Raw genomic sequence first — 19411 nt, forward strand, 5'->3', positions numbered from 1 at the left:
ATGAAAAAGATTGTATTGCGATTTTTTAGACGCGATAATCCAATCAAAATCCAAATAACTTTTGCCTCATGAGCACAAATCAAAGTTTAGTTCTTTTAAATGAAATGGCGACTTTTGTTAAAGTGGTCGAGTCAGGGAGTTTTTCTGAAACTGCAAGGCAACTTGGTACTACGCCTTCCGCTGTTAGTCGTGCGATTGCCCGTTTAGAACGTGCTTTAGGCACCCGCTTACTCTATCGGACTACAAGGAAACTTCGTTTAAGTGAAAGTGGGCAACAGGTCTATCAACGTTGTTTAGATATGGTGAATGCTGCACAAGCGGTCATGGAAAGTTCGGGCCAATTTCATGTCGAACCGCAAGGAATCATTCGTCTGAGTGTTCCAAAAGCCGTTGGACATTTTATGATTCACCCACATTTACCAGAGTTTTTAGAACGTTATCCAAAAATTGATATTCAAATGCTTTTAGAAGACCGTTACGTTGACTTAATTGATGATGAAGTTGATTTAGCGCTTCGAATTACCGAGCAACCCTCTGGCGGCTTAATGGGACGAAAACTCATTGATATCGATCACTTGATTTGTGCTACTCCTGAATATTTAGAAAAACATGGCATACCAACCCATCCTCATGACTTAAAACAGCATGAATGTATCTATTTGGGTGAACAAATCAGTGATTCAAAATGGAAATTTCAACAAGGGAATAAGTCCATTAACGTTGGTGTGCGTGGCCGCTATGCTGCAAATCATACAGGTGTTCGTTTAAGCGCAGCCCTACAGCATTTAGGAGTAGCCAGCTTACCCTACTTTGTTGCGCGCCATGCTTTACAACAACAGACTTTGGTTCAAGTTTTACCCGACTGGGATTTTAAGACCTATTACAGCGGTGGGCTGTGGTTACTCTATCCGCCAACACGCCACGTACCGCCTAAATTAAGTGTATTTATTCAATATTTGGCAGATAAATTGGCAGCAGAGCCGACTTTATTTAAGTTCAAATGATATAGAATCAAGGAATTAACACGATAGAATCCTGCCTTTCTATCTCTAAAACAGACAGCTAATTCTTTTACTTTTTTTGAAAAAAGTAACCAAAAAACTTCTTCACCTACAGAACCTGTCCACTGTTTCCATCTATAAAAATATTGCAAACACATTATCTTTATAAATTATGGGCAGGCTGTAGATGACTTCTAGCTCAAGCAAATACTATCTAGAGTCCTCTTTATTAGAATTATTCAACCAATAAATCTTTTGGATTAATCGTATCGCCATACACTGGTTTTAAAGTTTTTTCATAAGCTTGATGAATTACACCTTCTTTTGCCAATTTTTCTAAATCTTGATTCAACCAGTCCAATAGCTCTTTATCACCCTTTTTCACTGCCGGTGCGATTAAGTCCTGCTCACCTAAACTTGTGATGCCTACTGTGTAATTTGGATTTTCTTTAGCCCAAGCTAAAACCAGCAAGTTGTCATGTGCTAAAGCAGCACCACGACCGTCTTTTAAAGCATCAAAGGTTTCAGTGTTTTGCTCATACTTTTGCAGTTTAATTTCAGGATGAGTCTTGGTGAAGAATGAATCAGCCGTCGTGCCCTTGTTCACCAACAAAGTTTTATCTTTGAGTTGAGCAATATCTGTAATTGGATGAGTTTTAGGAGACACCACACCCAAAGCAACTTTTAAATAAGGTTTAGCAAAATCGACTACTTCTTTACGTTCTGGTGTAACCGTAAAGTTTGCAAAAATAATATCCACTTTATTGGCTTTTAAATATTCGACACGATTTGCAGCTTCAGTTAAAACAAACTCTACCTTGTTTTCATCACCCAATAAGTCTTTAGCAACATGCTTGGCAATCTCAACATCGAAGCCCTGATTTTTACCTTGAGCATCTAAATATCCAAACGGCGGTTTATCGCTAAATACACCAATACGCACGACTCCATTCTTTTTAATCTGCTCAATACTCGACACAGTTTGAGTGCTGTCAGCTGTTTTTTCATTAGATTGCGTGCCTTTATCACATGCAACCAAACCTAAACTCAGCAAAGATGCAGCGAGGACATGCTTTATATTTTGTAAAGTTAGTGTTGTCATTATTTCACCCTATCGTTCTTGTAAAAGTCTTATTTAAAATCACAGTGCCTACTTTTAGACACTGTTCCAGCGATATCGAAAATTACTGGCCTACATCTAAAAACACATTAGGATTAACCGATTCACCATAAATTGGTTTTAAGGTTTCATCATAAATTTTCTTAATTTCACCGCTTGTTCTTAGCTGCTTAATTTCAGTATTGAGCCAATTCAATAATTGGGTATTGCCCTTTTTAACTGCTGGTGCAATAAACTCTTGATCACCAATAGACTGGATACCCGCCACATAACTTGGGTTCTTCGCGGCCCACGCCAAAGCATAAGTACTATCTTGTGAAATTGCGTCACCACGACCGTCGGTCAAGGCTTTGAACGCATCGGAGTTTCTTTCAAACTTCAGTAAATTCACTTTCGGATAGTGCTTAGTAAAATAGGTATCTGAACTGGTGCCTTTATTTACAATTAACGTTTTACCTTCTAATTGAGCAATGTCAGTAATTGGTTTGGCTTTAGGAGAGACAATACCAAAAGCACCTTTTAAATAAGGCTCGGCAAAATCTACAACCTCCTTACGTTCAGGCGTTACTGTAAATGTCGCAAACACAACATCGGCACGGTTTGATTTTAAAAACTCCACCCGATTTGAAGCTTCCGTCACAATAAACTCAACTTTTTTTTCATCGCCAAGCAAATCTTTAGTGACTCGTTTTGCTAAAGCAACATCAAAGCCCTGATTATTGCCAGCACTATCTACATAACCAAACGGCGGATCATCAGCAAAAACGGCAACTCGCAACACCCCATTTTTTTTGACTTGCTCTAAAGACTGGTCTTCTTGAGTATTACTTGCTTGCTCAGTTGATGGCGTTTTACTACATGCCGTTAATAACACCCCAGCAACAGCAATACTGCTTAATATTTTTATTGAATTACGTTTAAACATTCACTTCCTCATGATTCAAATAATAAAAATTTAGTACGACAAAATATTTAAAAAGGTTTTAGCTCGTTCTGTTTTCGGCTGTTCAAAAAATTCTTCAGGTGATGCCTGTTCAATAATTTTGCCCTTATCCATAAAAATAATGCGGTCGGCAACCTTTCGGGCAAAAGACATTTCATGAGTCACAATCAACATGGTCATTCCTTCATTCGCTAACTTGAGTACTACATCAAGCACCTCTCTGACCATTTCTGGGTCAAGCGCAGCGGTAATTTCATCGAGCAAAATGACTTTAGGTTGCATGACCAGTGAACGGACGATGGCGATACGCTGCTTTTGTCCACCGGAAAGTTGTCGCGGATAATCAAGTTTTCGTTCAAAGAGTCCGACGCGCTTTAACAACTCATCTGCAACTTGTTCAGCTTCATCACGTCGGCGTTTTTGCACTTTGAGTGGTCCAAGCAAAATATTGTCAATGACGTTCATATGCCCAAACAGCTCATAGTTTTGAAAAACCATGCCAATTTTTTGACGAGCATTAGTCCAGTCAACATCTTTACCCAACACACCCGAACCTGTTAATCGAATCTCACCACCTTGAATTGGTTCTAATCCATTAATACAGCGCAGTAAGGTACTTTTACCGCAGCCCGATGGGCCTAAAATAACAACCACCTCTCCTTGTTCTACATCCAGATCAATGCCCTGTAAAATATGACTTTGTGCAAATGATTTCTGTAATTGTTGTATCGATAACAAAGGCATAATTACTCCCAGACCTTTTCTAGATGTGCCGCCAAACGAGATAAGGGATAGCAAATCAGAAAATACAAAATAAAAATAAAGCCATAAATCCAAAGCGAGGCGCTCGGCACAGTCAGAAGCGAATTTTCAATAATTTGCTGGCCCACTTTAATGACCTCAACCACCCCAATCAGAACTGCCAAAGAGCTGGTTTTCACCATTCGGGTAAATAAATTAATCGCGCCTGGTGTTACTCGTTTTAGACTTTGCGGAAAAATAACGTAGACCAATGCTTGAACATTAGTCAGTCCAAGCGTATAGGCAGAATCGCGTTGATGCTGATCGATCGAGGTAATGGCTGCACGGACCAAATCGCCCATTTCAGCCGTGCCCCACAAAACAAATACAACAACACACACCCACATCGCAGAAAACTGCCAGTTAAACCATGTGGCAAAACCGAAATAAAAAACAAAAAGCAAAACCAAAATCGGAATAATTCGAATCGCTTCTAAATAAACACGGCACAGTGCTTTAACGACTATGTTTTTAGAAGTCATAATAACGCCTAAAACCGTGCCTAAAATCGCAGAGAAAAATACTGAAATAAAAGCAATTTTTGCGGTTGCCCAGAGTCCCCACATTAAACGTTCGAGATGACTCGCCTGAAATAAATAATCAAGTTCCATGGCTCACCTTCCGGCTTCTGTGTTCCAGATAACTGGTTAGAATAGAAACGGGCAATAAAATAATCAGATAAGCCATGATTAATAAGAACAAAGCTTCTGTTGTTTTATAATCCATGCCAATTAAGTCTTTGGTGACAAAAAGCAGCTCAACGACAGCAATCGCACTCACCACAGAACTTTCTTTAATTAAAAATAGACAATTTGCTCCAATTGCTGGAATTGAAATAGCAAGCGCTTGAGGAAAAATGACATATCTAAAAATTTGAATCGGTTGCAGACCAATACTTTTTGCAGAGTCAATCTGCCCTTTTGCAACAGACTGTAGCCCCGCTCGAAAAGCTTCTGCCATATAGCTTCCGCCTAAAAATGTCAGCCCAATCACACCACAAGCAAAACCATCGATTTTGATGCCAAGTTTTGGCAAACCGTAATACAAAAAGAATAGTTGAATTAATAGAGGGGTATTTCGAGATAACTCAATATAGAACTGGGCAATTCTATTTAGTACCCGCACGCGATATGTGATTAAAATGCTGCAAATTAGTCCTACAATAATGGCCAGAATAATGCTGATAATTGAAATTTTCAGCGTGGTCAAAGTTGCAGAGAAAAATTGCGGCAACACACTATGGATATACTGCCAGTTCAAGGAAAATTCCAAAAAATAATATTAAAACGTTATAAATATTTAGCTCTAATCAGCGATCAAATATTTGTGTACCGAGTTTATTTTTTTCCCAAGTGGTCTAAAACTATTTTTATTAGATAAGCTTTTCTATAAGTTTGATAAATTTGATTTGGCAATCGAAAGCATTCAAATCAGTTGAATATAACCGCTTAAAACATGTTCATCACAGTCTATATAATAAAAAAACCCATAAAAAAAATCGGACACCAACGTCCGATTTTTATGAAATAACTCTCAGTGTATAGCTTATTTTCTGAGGACATCACCAATGCTTGGATCTTTATCAAATACCGATTTTGCATATGGACAAAGCGGAATCACTTTCACTTCTTTTTCGCGAACAAAAGCAACTAAAGCATCCAGTAATTGGCGACCTACTCCCTGTCCCCGATAATTTTCATTCACATCTGTGGCATCAATAATCAGCATGCCTTCGCCTGCCCATGTATAAGTCATTTCACCTGCAACGGTTTCACCATCAAGTAAACTAAAGCTACCGTGTTTTGTATCATCTTTTTGTTGAATATTCACAATAAATTCCTCTTCTTACGACTCATATTTATTTAAAAATGACTTTGTATATCTTGAACTATAAGAACAAATCTAAGTGTAAAAAAATAGCCTGTTTTTAGCAGCGAGTCTGTATGCTTTTTAAAGACAATTCATGCATAAAACTCATAATTCTATTCGTAATTCTAGGCCTAATCCTTTCAAACCCTTGCTGATAAGCTCTGCAACCAGATTTGTTCGTTTCTTTTATGAACATTTAACGGTTTTAAAGTCGGAACTTTTATGTCTTCTTTTCATCAAATTGAGCAAGATACACATGAGAATAGCACACCAGCATGGGGTGCTGTATTTGTAATGTCACTATGCTGTGCAGTATTAATTGCCTCAGAATTCATGCCCGTAAGTTTACTCACACCAATCTCTTCAGATTTAAATATGAGTGAAGGCCAAGTCGGTCAGGCAATCGCAATTTCAGGCATTTTTGCTGTGGTAACCAGCTTAACTATTAGCCGTGTATTTAAGACATGGGATCGCCGTCATATCATGCTGTTACTTACCCTACTCATGATCGTTTCTGGCATGCTGATTACATTTGCTCACTCTGCTGCATTATTCATGGTGGGTCGTGCAATTTTAGGTGCAGTGATTGGTGGTTTTTGGGCCATGTCGACTTCGATTGTGATGAGACTTGTTCCACCTCTGTCAGTACCCAAAGCACTCGGTCTGTTAAATGGTGGCAATGCTCTAGCCACCACAATTGCAGCACCTTTAGGAAGTTTTCTAGGTTCAATCATTGGCTGGCGCGGTGCGTTCTTCTGTATCGTTCCTATCGCGATTATTGCGCTTGTATGGCAATTTAAAAGTATGCCCGCTCTTCCAGCAATGATGTCTGTTGAAAAGTCAAAAAATCCCTTTGGACTACTCAAACGTCCGATTGTGTTTTATGGCATGACAGGGATTTTATTGCTATTTATGGGGCAATTTGCGCTATTTACCTACTTACGCCCATTTCTAGAAACCGTCAGTCATGTCGATGCGGCCATGTTATCCATTTTATTACTCATATTAGGTATCGCGGGTTTAGTTGGTACATTCGTGATTAGTTTTATTCTTCATCAACATGTCTATCGCTACCTCATCCTTATTCCTTTAATGATGGCAAGCACTGCTTATGCCTTCGTGCTTGGTGGTCAGCACTTGTGGTTGGTTGCAATATTAATGGGTTTATGGGGCTTTATTGGAACTTCGGCGCCTGTCGCATGGAACACATGGCTTGCACAGACGTTGCATCAAGATACTGAGGTTGGTGGCGGTTTGATGGTTGCGATTATCCAATTTGCAATTACTTTAGGTGCAACTTTAGGCGGCTTGTTATATGACTCGCATGGCTATAGTGCTACGTTTTATATGAGCGCTATTATGTTGTTATTGGGTGCTATCATTGCTTTTATTACATGGCGAAGTGCTACTCACGCAACACATCAATAACCAACCTTAATGCAGGCGAAAGCTGTCTACGATGTGGATAGTACAGGTGGTATCCAGGAAACTGGATACTGTACTCTTCCAATACCTGAACAAGTTTGCCTTGATCGAGATCTTGTTGGATCAGCTCTTGCGGAATGTAAGCCAATCCAAATCCCGCTCTAACCGCCTCGACAATATCGTAGCTTTCATTAAATATCCATTGTCCTTGAATTTTGATTTTTGTTTCTTGTCCATCCTTCAAAAACTCCCATGCATACACACTGCCTTGGGTCGTTAAACGAAAGGCAATACATTGATGATTAACCAGATCTTTGGGGGTTGTAGGGATCCCATATTTCTCAAAATATTGTGGCGTTGCAATCACCGCCATTTTGACATCTGCGCTAATACGTACCGCAATCATGCCATCTGCTACACGACTTCCAAAACGAACTCCTGCATCAAATCGCTCTGCAACAATATCCACCATGCCGCTATTGGCCGCTAGCTCAACTTGCACATCAGGATAATCACCAGCAATCTTTTCAAGTTTTGGAATAAGCACTTCCCGTATTGCATGGCTACTGGCATTAATACGAACCGTACCAGCGGGTTGATCCCGAAATGATGTTAAAAGCGATAATTCATTATCAATCTGGTCAAAGCTGGCGCTAATGGTTTGCTTTAACCTTTCACCCGCGGCTGTCGGCGAAACACTTCGTGTGGTTCGGGTCAGAAGTAGCATCCCTAAACGCTCTTCTAAACCACGAATGGTATGGCTTAGCGCAGACTGCGAAATTCCCATTTTTCCTGCGGCCTTCGTAAAACTCCCTTCTCGAGCCACCATTAAAAAAGCATAAAGATCATTATAGTTTTCTTTGTTTATCATCTGCTTTTATCTCTTTTCACGGTTTAATTTAATTATAAATGATAAAACTATTTATGAATATTGCTCATAAGTCCATGTTTGTTTTTTAGGCTAATCATTATAAAGAGGATTTATTAAACTCTATATCAAGCAGTGAGTATCAAGATTTAGAGGAGCTCAAGCATAAAAAGTACCTGATTTTATTATTATCAAAAATTAATAAATTCAGCTCATACCTTTACGCTAGAAATTGAATAACTTCTCTGCATTTAAGTGCGCTCTCTTAAAGAAATGAGGTTCTTCGATATGGCTACTCAGAAGTTTTTTCTCGCTTTACTCAGCATCTTTTTCTCGTTTTCAGCCATATCTATCTCTTATGCCACAAGGCCTACGGGCGACAATCAACAAAGGTTATCGATGATGAAAATCCGTATTGATATTGAGGGATCAAAGCAACCACTATTTGCAACATTACCCATGACACCGACAGTTCAAGATTTTGCCAAGCAGCTTCCGTTGACATTAACCCTTAAAGATTATGACTCTACTGAAAAAATAGCCAACCTACATACCAAGCTAACTACACAGAATGCACCCAATGGCTATGCAGGACAAGCTGGTGATCTTACCTATTACGCCCCTTGGGGTAATCTGGCTTTTTTCTATAAAGACTCAACTGTTGGGTATGCAAATGGTCTTATTTTGCTTGGGAAACTTGAGGCTATTCCCCAAGAGTTCAAGCAAAAACAACCCATCAAAATTTCAATTTCCCAAATGAAATAAGCATGAGCAAATTCACCCATTCAAATTATTTAAATTGAGGTATCCATGACTACATCTCCCTTATTTAAAAAGCTTAAAACCCATACAGCAGCGGCAATTTGCGCTGCAACAATTGGTTTATTCTCCTCAACCTCAGCTATGGCAGCAGACATGACTAACGGCGCGAATAACTTTTATCAAAGTCAGCAAGTGACTATTCAGAAAGTCACTTTTAAAAATCAATACAACATGGATATAGTCGGTAATCTGGTTATCCCCAAGAACTTAAATAAAAAACTAAAAGCCCCCGCTATTGTAATTGGTCACCCAATGGGAGCCGTGAAAGAACAAAGTTCTATGCTTTATGCACAGAAACTGGCTGAACAAGGTTTTGTAACCTTGGCAATTGATCAATCATTTTGGGGTGAAAGCGCGGGCCAACCCAGAAATGTAGTTGCACCTGACATTTACGCAGAAGCATTTAGTACGGCTGTAGATTATTTAGGAACACAATCCTTTATTAACCGTGAACGTATTGGCGTACTCGGCATTTGTGGAAGTGGAAGTTTCGTTATTAGCGCAGCAAAAATTGACCCTCGTATGAAGGCAATTGCCACTGTCAGTATGTATGATATGGGAGCTGCGAACCGCAATGGCTTACGTCACTCACAAACCTTAGAGCAAAGAAAGCAAATTATTGCTGAAGCGGCTGCGCAACGTTATGTCGAGTTCACAGGCGGTGAAAAAAAATATACCAGCGGCACTACGCATGAGTTAACGGCAGATACACATCCGATCCAACGTGAATTTTATGATTTTTATCGTACTCCACGCGGAGAATATACGCCGAAAAGTTCATCAAAAGACCTTACAACCCACCCAACACTAACAAGTAATGTCAAATTTTTAAACTTCTATCCATTTAACGATATCGAAACCATCTCACCACGCCCAATGCTGTTTATTACAGGTGATCAGGCTCATTCAAAAGAGTTTAGTGAAGAAGCTTATAAACTCGCAGGCCAACCTAAAGAACTTTACTATGTTAAAGGTGCGGGACATGTTGATTTATACGATCGTGTCGATCTCATTCCATTTGATAGATTAACTAGTTTCTTTAAACAAAACTTGAAATAAGAGGCATGATAGAGGCTCAGCACGGGCCTCTAGCTTTTTAATTAACTTAATGAAACTCTTGTACCAGACTATTAATATGCGCCACGGCAGCGGTTCGGTTTTCAACGCAAAGTTTTTCAAAAACATGCTCTAAATGTTTATTTACCGTCCTCGGGCTAAGCTCCAAAATTTCCGCAATATCTTTATTGGTTTTCCCCAACAATAACCAGTGCATGACTTCTGCTTCACGCTGAGTCAACTGTGGGCAATATTTTAAGATATCAGCGACGTCTAATGCAGGCGTAGAAGTCTTAATCTGTATAAGATAATTTTTCGCCACACTTGGTTCAGATTGCCACGGTGTGAGTAATAAAAGCTGTAATTGCTGAGATGGCGTTGAATAAGAACAGCTGGTTAATTTTTTTGGGTCTTTTTCATGTTCCAAGTCTGAAAACCAAGCTTTTAAACCTGCCTCAAAGCCTTCTATTTCCGGCAAATATTGATTCAATAAATCGCTGGCTTTTTGGGTTTTCCAAACAATTTTACCTTGAACATCTAGAGCAAGAATGGCAGTTTCAGTTGCGTCAATGACCTGTTTTTGTTGCTGCAATAGTTTGGCATGCGCCAAATGCGTTTTTACTCTTGCTAATACTTCTTCAATATTCAGTGGCTTTGTTACGTAGTCTACCCCACCGACCTGAAAACCACGCACAATATGCTCTGTTTCGGATAAGCCTGTCATAAAAATGACGGGAATAAACTGAGTAATTGGACTTGCTTTAAGTTGTATACAACTTTCAAAACCATCCATATGTGGCATATTTCCATCAAGCAAAATCATATCGGGTAAGCATCGGTGCGCGATTTCAATTGCACTTAACCCATCCGTTGTTACAAGCACACGATACCCTGCCTGATCCAGACTTTCATGTAACAAGCCCAGATTTTCCGGCACATCATCCACAATCAGAATAACAGCCTGCTCAGTTGTTGAAGCTTGCTGAAAAGAAACTTGTTGCGTACTCATTGCTTATCCTGAATTAATCGTTGGGCGTGTTTTAAATCAAATTTTTGAATAGCCTGTTCAAGCTGTTCCCATAACTCGTCATGCTCCGGAAAATCTTGACAACAATGCGTTAAAGTCTGTTGAATACCTCGAATATAGCCTTGCCCAATCAAGTCATCTAGTTGCTGCAAGGCTTGAGTTAAATCTTGTGGGCCATTGTTTTCTGGTAGTCTTGTTGGTGTATAAACAGTGACTTTTTCTTGCTTATACGTCTTTACATCCAGTGCTTGAACCACATTATTTTCTTCTGATGAAGCTGATTTGGAATCAATCCACACTAGCCCTAACTTGTCTCCAATTTTACTCAGCAACAAATTGAGGTCGATTGGTTTTAGCATAAAGTCTTCACTTAACACCGCATCTTGTGGATTGACCTCACGTTCGCCTGCATTGGCTGAAATAATTAAAATAGGCACATTGGTAATATTATTTTGACGTAATAACCGTGCAGTTTCCCACCCGCCCATCAAGGGCATATTCAAATCCATTAAAATCAGGTTAGGCTGAAAAATAGGAACACGTCTTAAACAATCAATGCCCGACTCGGCTTCTTCAATAATAAAACCCAAAGGTTTTAGAAAATTAGCAACTAAGCCGCGGTCAACTGCTTCATTATCGACAACCAAAATTCGTTTTCGCTCGCCTTGATAGCCCGTAATCTGGTTGGAATAAACATTAGAAATTGGATGAACCACCTCTTTTGAAGGCAAATAAAATTTAATTTTAAACTGTGAACCTTGATTGAGTTGGCTACTCACAGATAGCTGCCCGCCAAGTAAATCGACCAATAATTTTACAATCGGTAGTCCGAGCCCTGTTCCAGTAAAGCCACCCTGAACCACATTACTGCCTCGTTCAAACGGATTAAATATTCGCTCTAAATCCGCTTCTGCAATGCCACAACCTGTATCTCTAATTTCAAAATAGGCCGTTTGAAAACGATATTCGACTTTCAAAGTAATTGTGCCGCTCGTCGTAAACTTTAAAGCATTGCCCAGCAAATTAATGAGTACTTGCTCTAAGCGTTTTTTATCGGTACGAACATAGTGCGGTAGGTTTTCTCCAATTTCATAAACAAACTGTAAATTCTTCTGTTCAAACTGTGGCTGAAACATTTGAATAATCTGTTCTATAAAATTTGGAAAATGCACATCCACCCCATTTAAAGAAATTTTGCCCGTTTCAATTCGTGCTAAATCTAGTAAACCGTCAATCAGTGAAGTTAGATGTTGCCCACTACGGCTAATCACCCCGAGCGCCATTTTGCCTTGTTCCGAGAGCTGCTCTTGTTTTTGAAGTAATTGGCTATAGCCCAAAATACTATTTAGAGGTGTTCGTAGTTCGTGGCTAATTCCAATGACATAACGGCTTTTTGCATCATTTGCTCGTTCTGCTGAAATTCGGGCATCTTGCAGGTCTTTCGAAGTGACTTCATGCGCAGCAATTTCATCAATCAATAATGCTGTTTGTTGATGTGTCTCGATTTCAGCATTACGGCGGCTTTCATCGTTTAGTACCAACCACCATGCCGCAACGCTCATTAATAAAAACAAGATGGTGTAAATTTTGACAAATAGCGTAAATAGCTGAGGAACTCCTTCAGCATTAATCGTTTCTAAATAAGCTTTTTCTTGGATATAAACCAGACTTAAACTCACCGCCAAAACAATAGAAAGTCCTAAAGTCATTAATAAATATAAACTGACCCGACTATTTAAACGACTGGCCCAACGTTCTGGTAAATAATGCCAGATGGCTTTTTTAAGTTGCACCGACCAACGTCCATCGGGTTTACATAAATCGTGGCAGCGTGCTTCAAGTGAACAGCATAGAGAGCAAATCGTACCGCTATAGGCTGGACAGCCCGCCATATCGGCAAGTTCATAGTCCCTTTCACATACAACACAGTTTGCAACCAAAGTTGCCTGAATTTTTTCAGGCTGGCGTGCAATGTAATATTTACCTTTGGTTAAGTAAGCAATGATAGGAACACATAACATCGCACTTCCCAGCGCAATAAAACTCGCCAAACCTTTCGCCATTAATCCGAAAAAGCCCAAATAGCTAAGCATCGATAGCACTGAAGCAATCAGTAAGGCACCCACACCTACAGGATTGATGTCATATAAATAAGCACGGCGAAATTCAATTCCCTTAGGGCTTAGACCTAAAGGTTTACAAATAATTAAATCGGCAACAACAGCGCCAATCCATGCCAAAGCGATATTGCTATATAGTCCCAAAATGCGCTCGACCGCATGGCTAATACCCATTTCCATCAAAACAATGGCAATAAAAACGTTAAAAAGAAGCCAGACAATTCGCCCCGGATGGCTATGAGTCAAACGGGCAAAAAAGTTTGACCATGCCAATGAGCCAGCGTAGGCATTGGTCATATTAATTTTAATTTGTGCCAAGCAAACAAGTGCCAACGTGAGAATTAAAGCAAGCTGCGGATTTGGAATAAATTGTTGATAGGCAACCCAATACAGATACGTCGGATTGTCTAGTTCAGAGACAGGAATAAACAGCTGAAAAGCCAAAACCATCAGCAACATGCCCATTAAAACTTTGAGAAACCCAAAAATAATCCAAGATGGACCACCTAAAAAAACGGCAAAAAGCCATGCGGTTCTATTCTGTTCTTGTTGCGGTAAGAAGCGTAAATAGTCGGCTTGCTCACCAATTTGGATCACAAATGAAAAAATAAGGGTGCACGCTGCACCAAAGTAATACAGATTAAAATCGGTCGAGTTTGAAACCGCACCAACAAAATGCAAGCTACTACTTAAAATTTGTGGCTGTTTCCAAAGTACAAAAAACCAAGGTAACAACAGCAACAAGAGCCAAATTGGTTGTGTGATTGCCTGAACTTTATTAATAAAACCAATACCTTTGACCACTAAAGGCAAAATCACTAATGCAGAAATTAAGTAACCAATAACTTGTGGAATGCCAAGTGCAAGCTCAAGTGCCATCGCCATGATTGCGGCTTCAAATGCAAGTAAAATAAAGGTAAAACTGGCATAAATCAGAGAAGTAATGGTCGAGCCAATGTAGCCAAAACCTGCACCACGAGTAAGCAAATCGACATCAACATTATATTTTGCAGCGTAGTAACTAATCGGCCAACTGGTTAAAAATATGATGGTACATACGACTATTGCCGCCCACAGTGCGTTGCTAAAGCCATACTGCCAAAGCATGGTCGCTCCAATGGCTTCCATAGCCAAGAAGCTAACTGTCGAAATTGCGGTATTGGTAACGGTCCAAGGCGACCATTTACGTACTGATGTGGGCGCATAACGGAGCGCATAATCTTCGATACTTTCATCTGCCACCCAAATATTATATTCACGGCGCGTTTTGATCACACGTTGTGGGGCTTGTTGGGGGCGTGAAGAATCTGGCATAACACTCATGTTTGGCTTGTGGCTGCATTAAACCCAGCAATCCTTATGCCAAAAGTCAATTATCATCGCAATTTCTTCTAATACGTACATATACGCAAAATAACGTATTTTCAATTTTTCCCAAAAATCACACACTCAAAACCATCAAAAAACAATGATCAATATTTGTGTTGATTGACCGAAAATGATTGGGAGATTGATGTTATGAGTGTATCTGAACATCCAAATCTGGACACTGTGCAAGGTACAGATTCACAAAAAGCAGTGAATGAAACCTTAGAAGATTATACTTTACGTTATGCTCCACATAGCTTTCGGCGCTGGAGCCCCAAAGTTGTTGCTATTACTGCACTTGGTGGTATTGCCTATCTTGCTGACTTTTCTATTGGCGCCAGTATTGGTATGTCTTATGGAACAACCAATGCGGTTTTCTCCATTTTATTTGCAGCAATTATTATCTTCTTAACTGGTATTCCTCTTGCCTACTACGCAGCACGTTATAACATCGACCTCGACTTGATTACCCGTGGCGCAGGTTTCGGTTATATCGGATCAGTCCTCACCAGTATCATTTTCGCCAGTTTCACATTTATTTTCTTTGCCCTTGAAGGTTCAATCATGGCGCAAGGGTTATTACTCGGTTTAGGTATTCCGCTTTGGGCAGGCTACCTCATCTCGACCGTTATGGTGATTCCGTTGGTGATTTACGGCATGAAAGCCTTGAGTAAATTACAAGTATGGACAACTCCCCTTTGGCTCATTCTCATGATTGGTCCTGTGGCCTATCTGATTTACCAAGAACCAACCTTAGTCAGCCAGTTTGCTACTTTTACAGGTAAAGAGGGTTTTGCGACTGTAGATATGGCCGCGATCATGTTAGGTGCTGGTATATGCCTGTCTTTGATTATGCAAATCGGTGAGCAAATTGACTACTTGCGCTTCATGCCGGCTAAAACAAAAGAAAATAGTAAAGCATGGTGGGCAGCTGTGATTTCAGCAGGTCCAGGTTGGGTAATTTTAGGGGCAATCAAACAAATTATTGGGGCATTTTTAGGTTTCTACTTATTAACAAAATTACCGGGTGTAAACAGTACTGAGCCTGTTCAACAATTTAATGCAGCCTTTCATGACATGCTTCCGGGCTGGGCTGCTCTAACACTTGCGGTTATTTTGGTGGTCATTTCTCAAATTAAAATTAACGTGACCAATGCTTACTCTGGTTCCCTTGCTTGGACAAGTGCCTACACTCGTATTAGCAAACATTATCCGGGTCGTATTGTCTTTGTGATGGTGAACTTGGCAATTGCCCTTGCCTTAATGGAAGGCAACATGTTTGCAGTACTCGGTAAAATCTTAGGGTTCTATTCAAACTTTGCGATTGCGTGGGTTGTGGTTGTTGCAACAGACATTTCAATCAACAAATATGTTTTAAAGCTTTCACCAAAAGAACCAGAATATCGTCGTGACATGCTATACAACGTAAACCCTGTTGGTATGGTTGCATTCCTTGTGTCAGCAGGACTATCGATTGCCGCATTCTTCGGATTACTTGGTAGTTTCTTGGCTCCTTACTCACCGCTTATCGCGCTTGTACTTGCCTTTGTATTAACACCAATCATGGGCTTATTAACCAAAGGAAAATACTACATCAAGTCACATGATGACGGCATTAAAGAACCACGTTTTGACGCTGAAGGTACACCAGTTGCAACAGTTTACCACTGCCGTGTATGTGAAGAAGGTTACGAGCGTCCAGATATTATGTTCTCTCATAAACATAACGGCACCATCTGCTCTTTGTGTAAAACACTTGATACCTAAAATATCCTTAAGACTAAAAAAGAAGCTTTAAAAAGCTTCTTTTTTTATCCCTAAAAATTTTAGCCAATCGGAAATAAACGTTCAGGCACGACATCTTTCATCACAATGGTTGAGATGAGCCGCTGTACGCTCGGAATAGCCGATAACTTTTCATCATATAGCCGTTGGAAAGCGGGTAAATCTTTAGCCACCACATGCAGCAAATAGTCTGGCTCACCAAATAAGCGCTGAGCCTGAATGATTTGCGGAATATCAATCACGGCATTTTCAAACTTCTCAACTGCCTGCTTATCACCTTCTTTAAGCGTAATAAAAACAATCGCTGAAAACTCAAATCCCACTAAGTTTGGGTCGAGTTCCGCCCTGTAGCCTTTGATGGCTCCTGACTCCTCTAAAGCCTTCACTCGTCGATGACATGGTGAAATGCTTAAGCCTACTTTTTCTGCCAATTCAGTAATAGATAATCGGCCATTTAACTGCAATTCAGCAAGAATCTTTTTATCTGTGCGATCCATTTAGAAAAATTTACCCCAAATGAGTGTGATATGAGCAAACATTTAAAAGCACATTCTAAATACATGAGCATATTATTTTCAACAAGTTCGAATGAATAGGAATTTTTTCTAAACCACGAGCGAAACCTTTGGAAAATATTTTGCCGAGATAAGCATATGGCTTTTAACATTTTTATTGCATTTTGGAGTGTCTCCATTCTTTTTATTATTACTCCTGGGGCAGACTGGGCCTATGCCATCTCGGCAGGAATTAAAGGCAAAGTCGTCGTACCTGCCGTTGCAGGTATGCTATTGGGGCACTTTATTACGATTTTATTGGTAGCAGCTGGTGTTGGTCTGCTTGTAGCAAATAACCCGACGGCTCTGATGATTCTTACTGTTGCGGGTTCTGCTTATTTATTATGGATGGGAATAAATTTATTACTTACCCCTCCTACTCCAAATCAGTCTGAGTCTGAAAAAGCTCAATCATGGTTGAGCTGGGCAACAAAAGGCATTTATGTGAGTGGCTTAAACCCAAAAGTTTTTCTACTCTTTTTAGCCTTGCTTCCTCAATTTATTGACACTACTGCTTCATGGACGGTGACTACGCAAATTATTGCTTTTGGTGTTGTCCACATGATTAGCTGCGCGATTATTTACTTAATGGTAGGTTACGGTTCACAAGCTATTCTAAAAAGCAGACCACAGGCAGCACGCTTAGTAGGACGGTTTTCAGGTGGTCTTATGGTAATCATCGCCACATGTTTATTGATTGGGCAAATTTAAAAATATTACTTAGCTTAGAGTTACTGGTCCCTATCTCGGATCAGTAACTAAAACCATAAAATATGAAAGCAACGCCTTATCTCATTCGTTTGAGGTTATAAGTCACGACTCCCCAAATAACCAGTTCTTGCCCTTCTTCAATATAAATATTTTGATAATCAGAGTTCTCTGCTTTTAGCCAAATTTTAGGTGGGTGGTAATTATTATCGATCATTAAACGTTTAACGGTAAAATCATTATCAATAAGCGCAATTACAATATCACCAGATTTAGCGGGAAGACTACGGTCCACAATAAGCGGATCATCAATATCAATTCCAGCGTCTAGCATTGACAAAGAATTTGCTTTGACAATAAATGTGGCATTTTCATTTCTAATTAAATATTCATTTAAATCGAGTGCTTGCTCAATATCATCTTGCGCTGGCGAAGGAAAACCCGCAGCAACACGTTCAGTAGCTAAAGGAATATGGTAAATTTTATCGTTGTTTGCATGGACCTGTTGAACCTTCAATTTTGAGCTAAAATCTGTCCGGTTGTCGGTTTTGACATTATTCAGTAACCAATTTTTGATAAAGTTCACTTGAGACTCAGGAACACGAATCACTTTTGTGGGTTCATTGAACTGTGCTTTACGACCGGCATTTTCACGGGCACCGCCATGCTCAAACTCGTTTTTCTTTGACATCTCGCCTCCATTTCACCGTTCAAATCCTACACAGACAATGTAACTTGAAAAAGTTACATTTTCAAGTTGACGAAATTTTTTTTTTTGCATAACAATAAATCCCATGATCAGATTTTAATCCATTTTGCTTTTAACAGGGATGTTTAAATCAAAATGGCAATTTGAAGAAAATCAAAACCTATTATGGGATAGTCCTGATTACTGACTGTTTTATGATTTTTATCAAATGAGATTCTGAACATTTAACATTCTGGTTAAATTCAGTTTTTTGGTATGGAGACATGCGAAATGAAAAATCAACGTGATGCAGTTTTAGGTTATGCAAATGAGCAACATGCTTACTATATCCGCCTCATTGAAAATGATGCGGTATTAGGCGAAAGCTATGGAATTTTCTGTGAAAATCCGGAAAGTGAAGCAGCAGAAAGTATTATGACCACCCTATTTTTAAAAAAATCTTTTTGGTTAAATGGCTCTGAATATCTTGATATTGTAAAAGGGCTACAACCACTCCCACAGTAAAGTAAATAAATTAAAAAACAAAGGAGGCAAAAGCCCCCTTTGTTTTTACAACACTATGCTTAAGACGTAAACCGTCCAGAGGCATCGCGTTTCTGATTTCGTGAATTTTGTCCACGACCATCATAATCATCGTCATCACGACTGCGACCAAGGCCTCGACCACTTGACCGACCACGATCGTCGTCATCACGGCTGCGGCTACGACCTCGGCCACCTGAGCGTCCACGATCATCATCGTCGTCATCATCACGGTTGCGGCCTCGACCTCGACCACCTGAGCGGCCTCCGCGATCATCGTCATCGTCGTCATCATCACGGCTGCGGCCACGTCCTCGACCACCTGAACGGCCACGATCGTCATCATCGTCGTCATCACGACTACGACCTCGGCCTCGACCACCTGAGCGGCCTCCGCGATCGTCATCATCATCGTCGTCACGGCTACGACCACGACCTCGGCCACCTGAGCGGCCACGATCGTCATCATCGTCGTCGTCATCACGGCTACGACCTCGGCCTCGACCACTTGTACGGCCACGATCGTCATCATCATCTTCATCACGGCTACGACCACGTCCTCGACTACTTGAGCGGCCACGATCATCATCTTCGTCATCATCACGGTTGCGGCCTCGACCTCGACCACTTGAACGGCCGCGATCATCGTCATCGTCGTCATCATCACGGCTGCGGCCACGTCCTCGACCACCTGAACGGCCACGATCGTCATC

At 40.3% G+C, this 19411-nt stretch carries 19 protein-coding genes and 2 pseudogenes; 9 read left to right on the plus strand and 12 right to left on the minus strand.

Annotated elements, in window-relative coordinates:
- Positions 1–68 precede the first annotated feature (68 nt).
- Positions 69–1004, plus strand: a complete 936-nt coding sequence (locus RMB13_RS18510; RefSeq protein ID WP_311086011.1) for a LysR family transcriptional regulator — start codon at positions 69–71, stop codon at positions 1002–1004.
- Positions 1005–1080: 76 nt separating this feature from the next.
- Positions 1081–1199 (plus strand): annotated as a pseudogene (locus RMB13_RS18515) (hypothetical protein).
- Positions 1200–1236: 37 nt separating this feature from the next.
- On the opposite strand, the gene RMB13_RS18520 reads toward RMB13_RS18515, so the two are convergent.
- The 5 genes from RMB13_RS18520 to RMB13_RS18540 all read right to left on the minus strand — a co-directional run bounded on the left by RMB13_RS18520 (position 1237) and on the right by RMB13_RS18540 (position 5125).
- Complete coding sequence (locus RMB13_RS18520) at positions 1237–2103, minus strand: cysteine ABC transporter substrate-binding protein (protein ID WP_086398872.1); 867 nt, start codon at positions 2101–2103, stop codon at positions 1237–1239.
- An 82-nt stretch (positions 2104–2185) separates the two neighbouring features.
- On the minus strand, positions 2186–3046 hold the full coding sequence (locus RMB13_RS18525) for a transporter substrate-binding domain-containing protein (protein ID WP_003651209.1): 861 nt from the start codon (positions 3044–3046) through the stop codon (positions 2186–2188).
- A 30-nt stretch (positions 3047–3076) separates the two neighbouring features.
- Positions 3077–3808: an amino acid ABC transporter ATP-binding protein gene (locus tag RMB13_RS18530; RefSeq protein ID WP_151744357.1), complete on the minus strand. Its 732-nt coding sequence runs from the start codon at positions 3806–3808 to the stop codon at positions 3077–3079.
- Between the two features lie 2 nt (positions 3809–3810).
- Complete coding sequence (locus tag RMB13_RS18535; protein ID WP_311086012.1) at positions 3811–4476, minus strand: amino acid ABC transporter permease; 666 nt, start codon at positions 4474–4476, stop codon at positions 3811–3813.
- A complete protein-coding gene (locus RMB13_RS18540) occupies positions 4466–5125 on the minus strand; it encodes an amino acid ABC transporter permease (protein ID WP_002114214.1) in 660 nt (219 codons plus the stop codon). Before RMB13_RS18540 ends, RMB13_RS18535 begins: the two co-directional genes overlap by 11 nt.
- A 64-nt stretch (positions 5126–5189) precedes the next feature.
- On the opposite strand from RMB13_RS18540, the gene RMB13_RS18545 reads away from it, so the two are divergent.
- Positions 5190–5303 (plus strand): hypothetical protein, encoded by a 114-nt coding sequence (locus RMB13_RS18545; RefSeq protein ID WP_081407530.1) that lies wholly within the window; start codon positions 5190–5192, stop codon positions 5301–5303.
- A gap of 107 nt (positions 5304–5410) precedes the next feature.
- On the opposite strand, the gene RMB13_RS18550 is transcribed toward RMB13_RS18545, so the two are convergent.
- Positions 5411–5695 (minus strand): GNAT family N-acetyltransferase, encoded by a 285-nt coding sequence (locus RMB13_RS18550; protein WP_017390443.1) that lies wholly within the window; start codon positions 5693–5695, stop codon positions 5411–5413.
- 261 nt (positions 5696–5956) lie between these two features.
- On the opposite strand from RMB13_RS18550, the gene RMB13_RS18555 reads away from it, so the two are divergent.
- Positions 5957–7162 carry an MFS transporter gene (locus RMB13_RS18555; protein WP_311086013.1) on the plus strand — a complete coding sequence of 402 codons (1206 nt, stop codon included), beginning with the start codon at positions 5957–5959 and terminating at the stop codon, positions 7160–7162.
- Here RMB13_RS18555 and RMB13_RS18560 read toward each other — a convergent pair.
- Entirely contained in the window at positions 7140–8030 is an 891-nt protein-coding gene (locus RMB13_RS18560; protein WP_311086014.1) for a LysR family transcriptional regulator, read from the minus strand. The genes RMB13_RS18555 and RMB13_RS18560 overlap by 23 nt on opposite strands.
- A 285-nt stretch (positions 8031–8315) precedes the next feature.
- On the opposite strand from RMB13_RS18560, the gene RMB13_RS18565 reads away from it, so the two are divergent.
- Entirely contained in the window at positions 8316–8792 is a 477-nt protein-coding gene (locus RMB13_RS18565; RefSeq protein ID WP_270902276.1) for a cyclophilin-like fold protein, read from the plus strand.
- 45 nt (positions 8793–8837) lie between these two features.
- A complete protein-coding gene (locus RMB13_RS18570; protein ID WP_311086015.1) occupies positions 8838–9908 on the plus strand; it encodes an alpha/beta hydrolase in 1071 nt (356 codons plus the stop codon).
- A 46-nt stretch (positions 9909–9954) separates the two neighbouring features.
- On the opposite strand, the gene RMB13_RS18575 is transcribed toward RMB13_RS18570, so the two are convergent.
- Together RMB13_RS18575 and RMB13_RS18580 are read right to left on the minus strand one after the other, a co-directional pair.
- Complete coding sequence (locus RMB13_RS18575; protein WP_311086016.1) at positions 9955–10914, minus strand: response regulator transcription factor; 960 nt, start codon at positions 10912–10914, stop codon at positions 9955–9957.
- Complete coding sequence (locus tag RMB13_RS18580) at positions 10911–14375, minus strand: ATP-binding protein (RefSeq protein WP_311086017.1); 3465 nt, start codon at positions 14373–14375, stop codon at positions 10911–10913. The genes RMB13_RS18575 and RMB13_RS18580 overlap by 4 nt, the downstream gene beginning before the upstream one ends.
- A 195-nt stretch (positions 14376–14570) precedes the next feature.
- On the opposite strand from RMB13_RS18580, the gene RMB13_RS18585 reads away from it, so the two are divergent.
- Positions 14571–16187: a cytosine permease gene (locus RMB13_RS18585; protein ID WP_004642440.1), complete on the plus strand. Its 1617-nt coding sequence runs from the start codon at positions 14571–14573 to the stop codon at positions 16185–16187.
- Between the two features lie 59 nt (positions 16188–16246).
- Here the strand turns inward: RMB13_RS18585 and RMB13_RS18590 are convergent, their stop codons facing one another.
- Positions 16247–16702, minus strand: coding sequence for an Lrp/AsnC family transcriptional regulator (locus RMB13_RS18590; RefSeq protein ID WP_000376211.1), 456 nt, complete (start codon positions 16700–16702; stop codon positions 16247–16249).
- A 156-nt stretch (positions 16703–16858) separates the two neighbouring features.
- Here RMB13_RS18590 and RMB13_RS18595 point away from each other — a divergent pair, with 156 nt between their 5' ends.
- The gene (locus RMB13_RS18595; protein WP_311086018.1) at positions 16859–17470 is read left to right on the plus strand and encodes a LysE family translocator; all 612 of its coding nucleotides are present in this window, start codon (positions 16859–16861) and stop codon (positions 17468–17470) included.
- A 76-nt stretch (positions 17471–17546) separates the two neighbouring features.
- On the opposite strand, the gene RMB13_RS18600 is transcribed toward RMB13_RS18595, so the two are convergent.
- Positions 17547–18158, minus strand: a complete 612-nt coding sequence (locus RMB13_RS18600) for a LexA family transcriptional regulator (protein WP_005041445.1) — start codon at positions 18156–18158, stop codon at positions 17547–17549.
- Between the two features lie 288 nt (positions 18159–18446).
- Here RMB13_RS18600 and RMB13_RS18605 point away from each other — a divergent pair, with 288 nt between their 5' ends.
- Positions 18447–18680 (plus strand): hypothetical protein, encoded by a 234-nt coding sequence (locus RMB13_RS18605; RefSeq protein ID WP_003651181.1) that lies wholly within the window; start codon positions 18447–18449, stop codon positions 18678–18680.
- A gap of 59 nt (positions 18681–18739) precedes the next feature.
- Here RMB13_RS18605 and RMB13_RS18610 read toward each other — a convergent pair.
- Positions 18740–19411: pseudogene (locus tag RMB13_RS18610) on the minus strand (stress-induced protein); the annotation flags it as partial.

The sequence above is a fragment of the Acinetobacter sp. V102_4 genome (genome assembly GCF_031799005.1).
Classification (GTDB): domain Bacteria; phylum Pseudomonadota; class Gammaproteobacteria; order Pseudomonadales; family Moraxellaceae; genus Acinetobacter; species Acinetobacter calcoaceticus.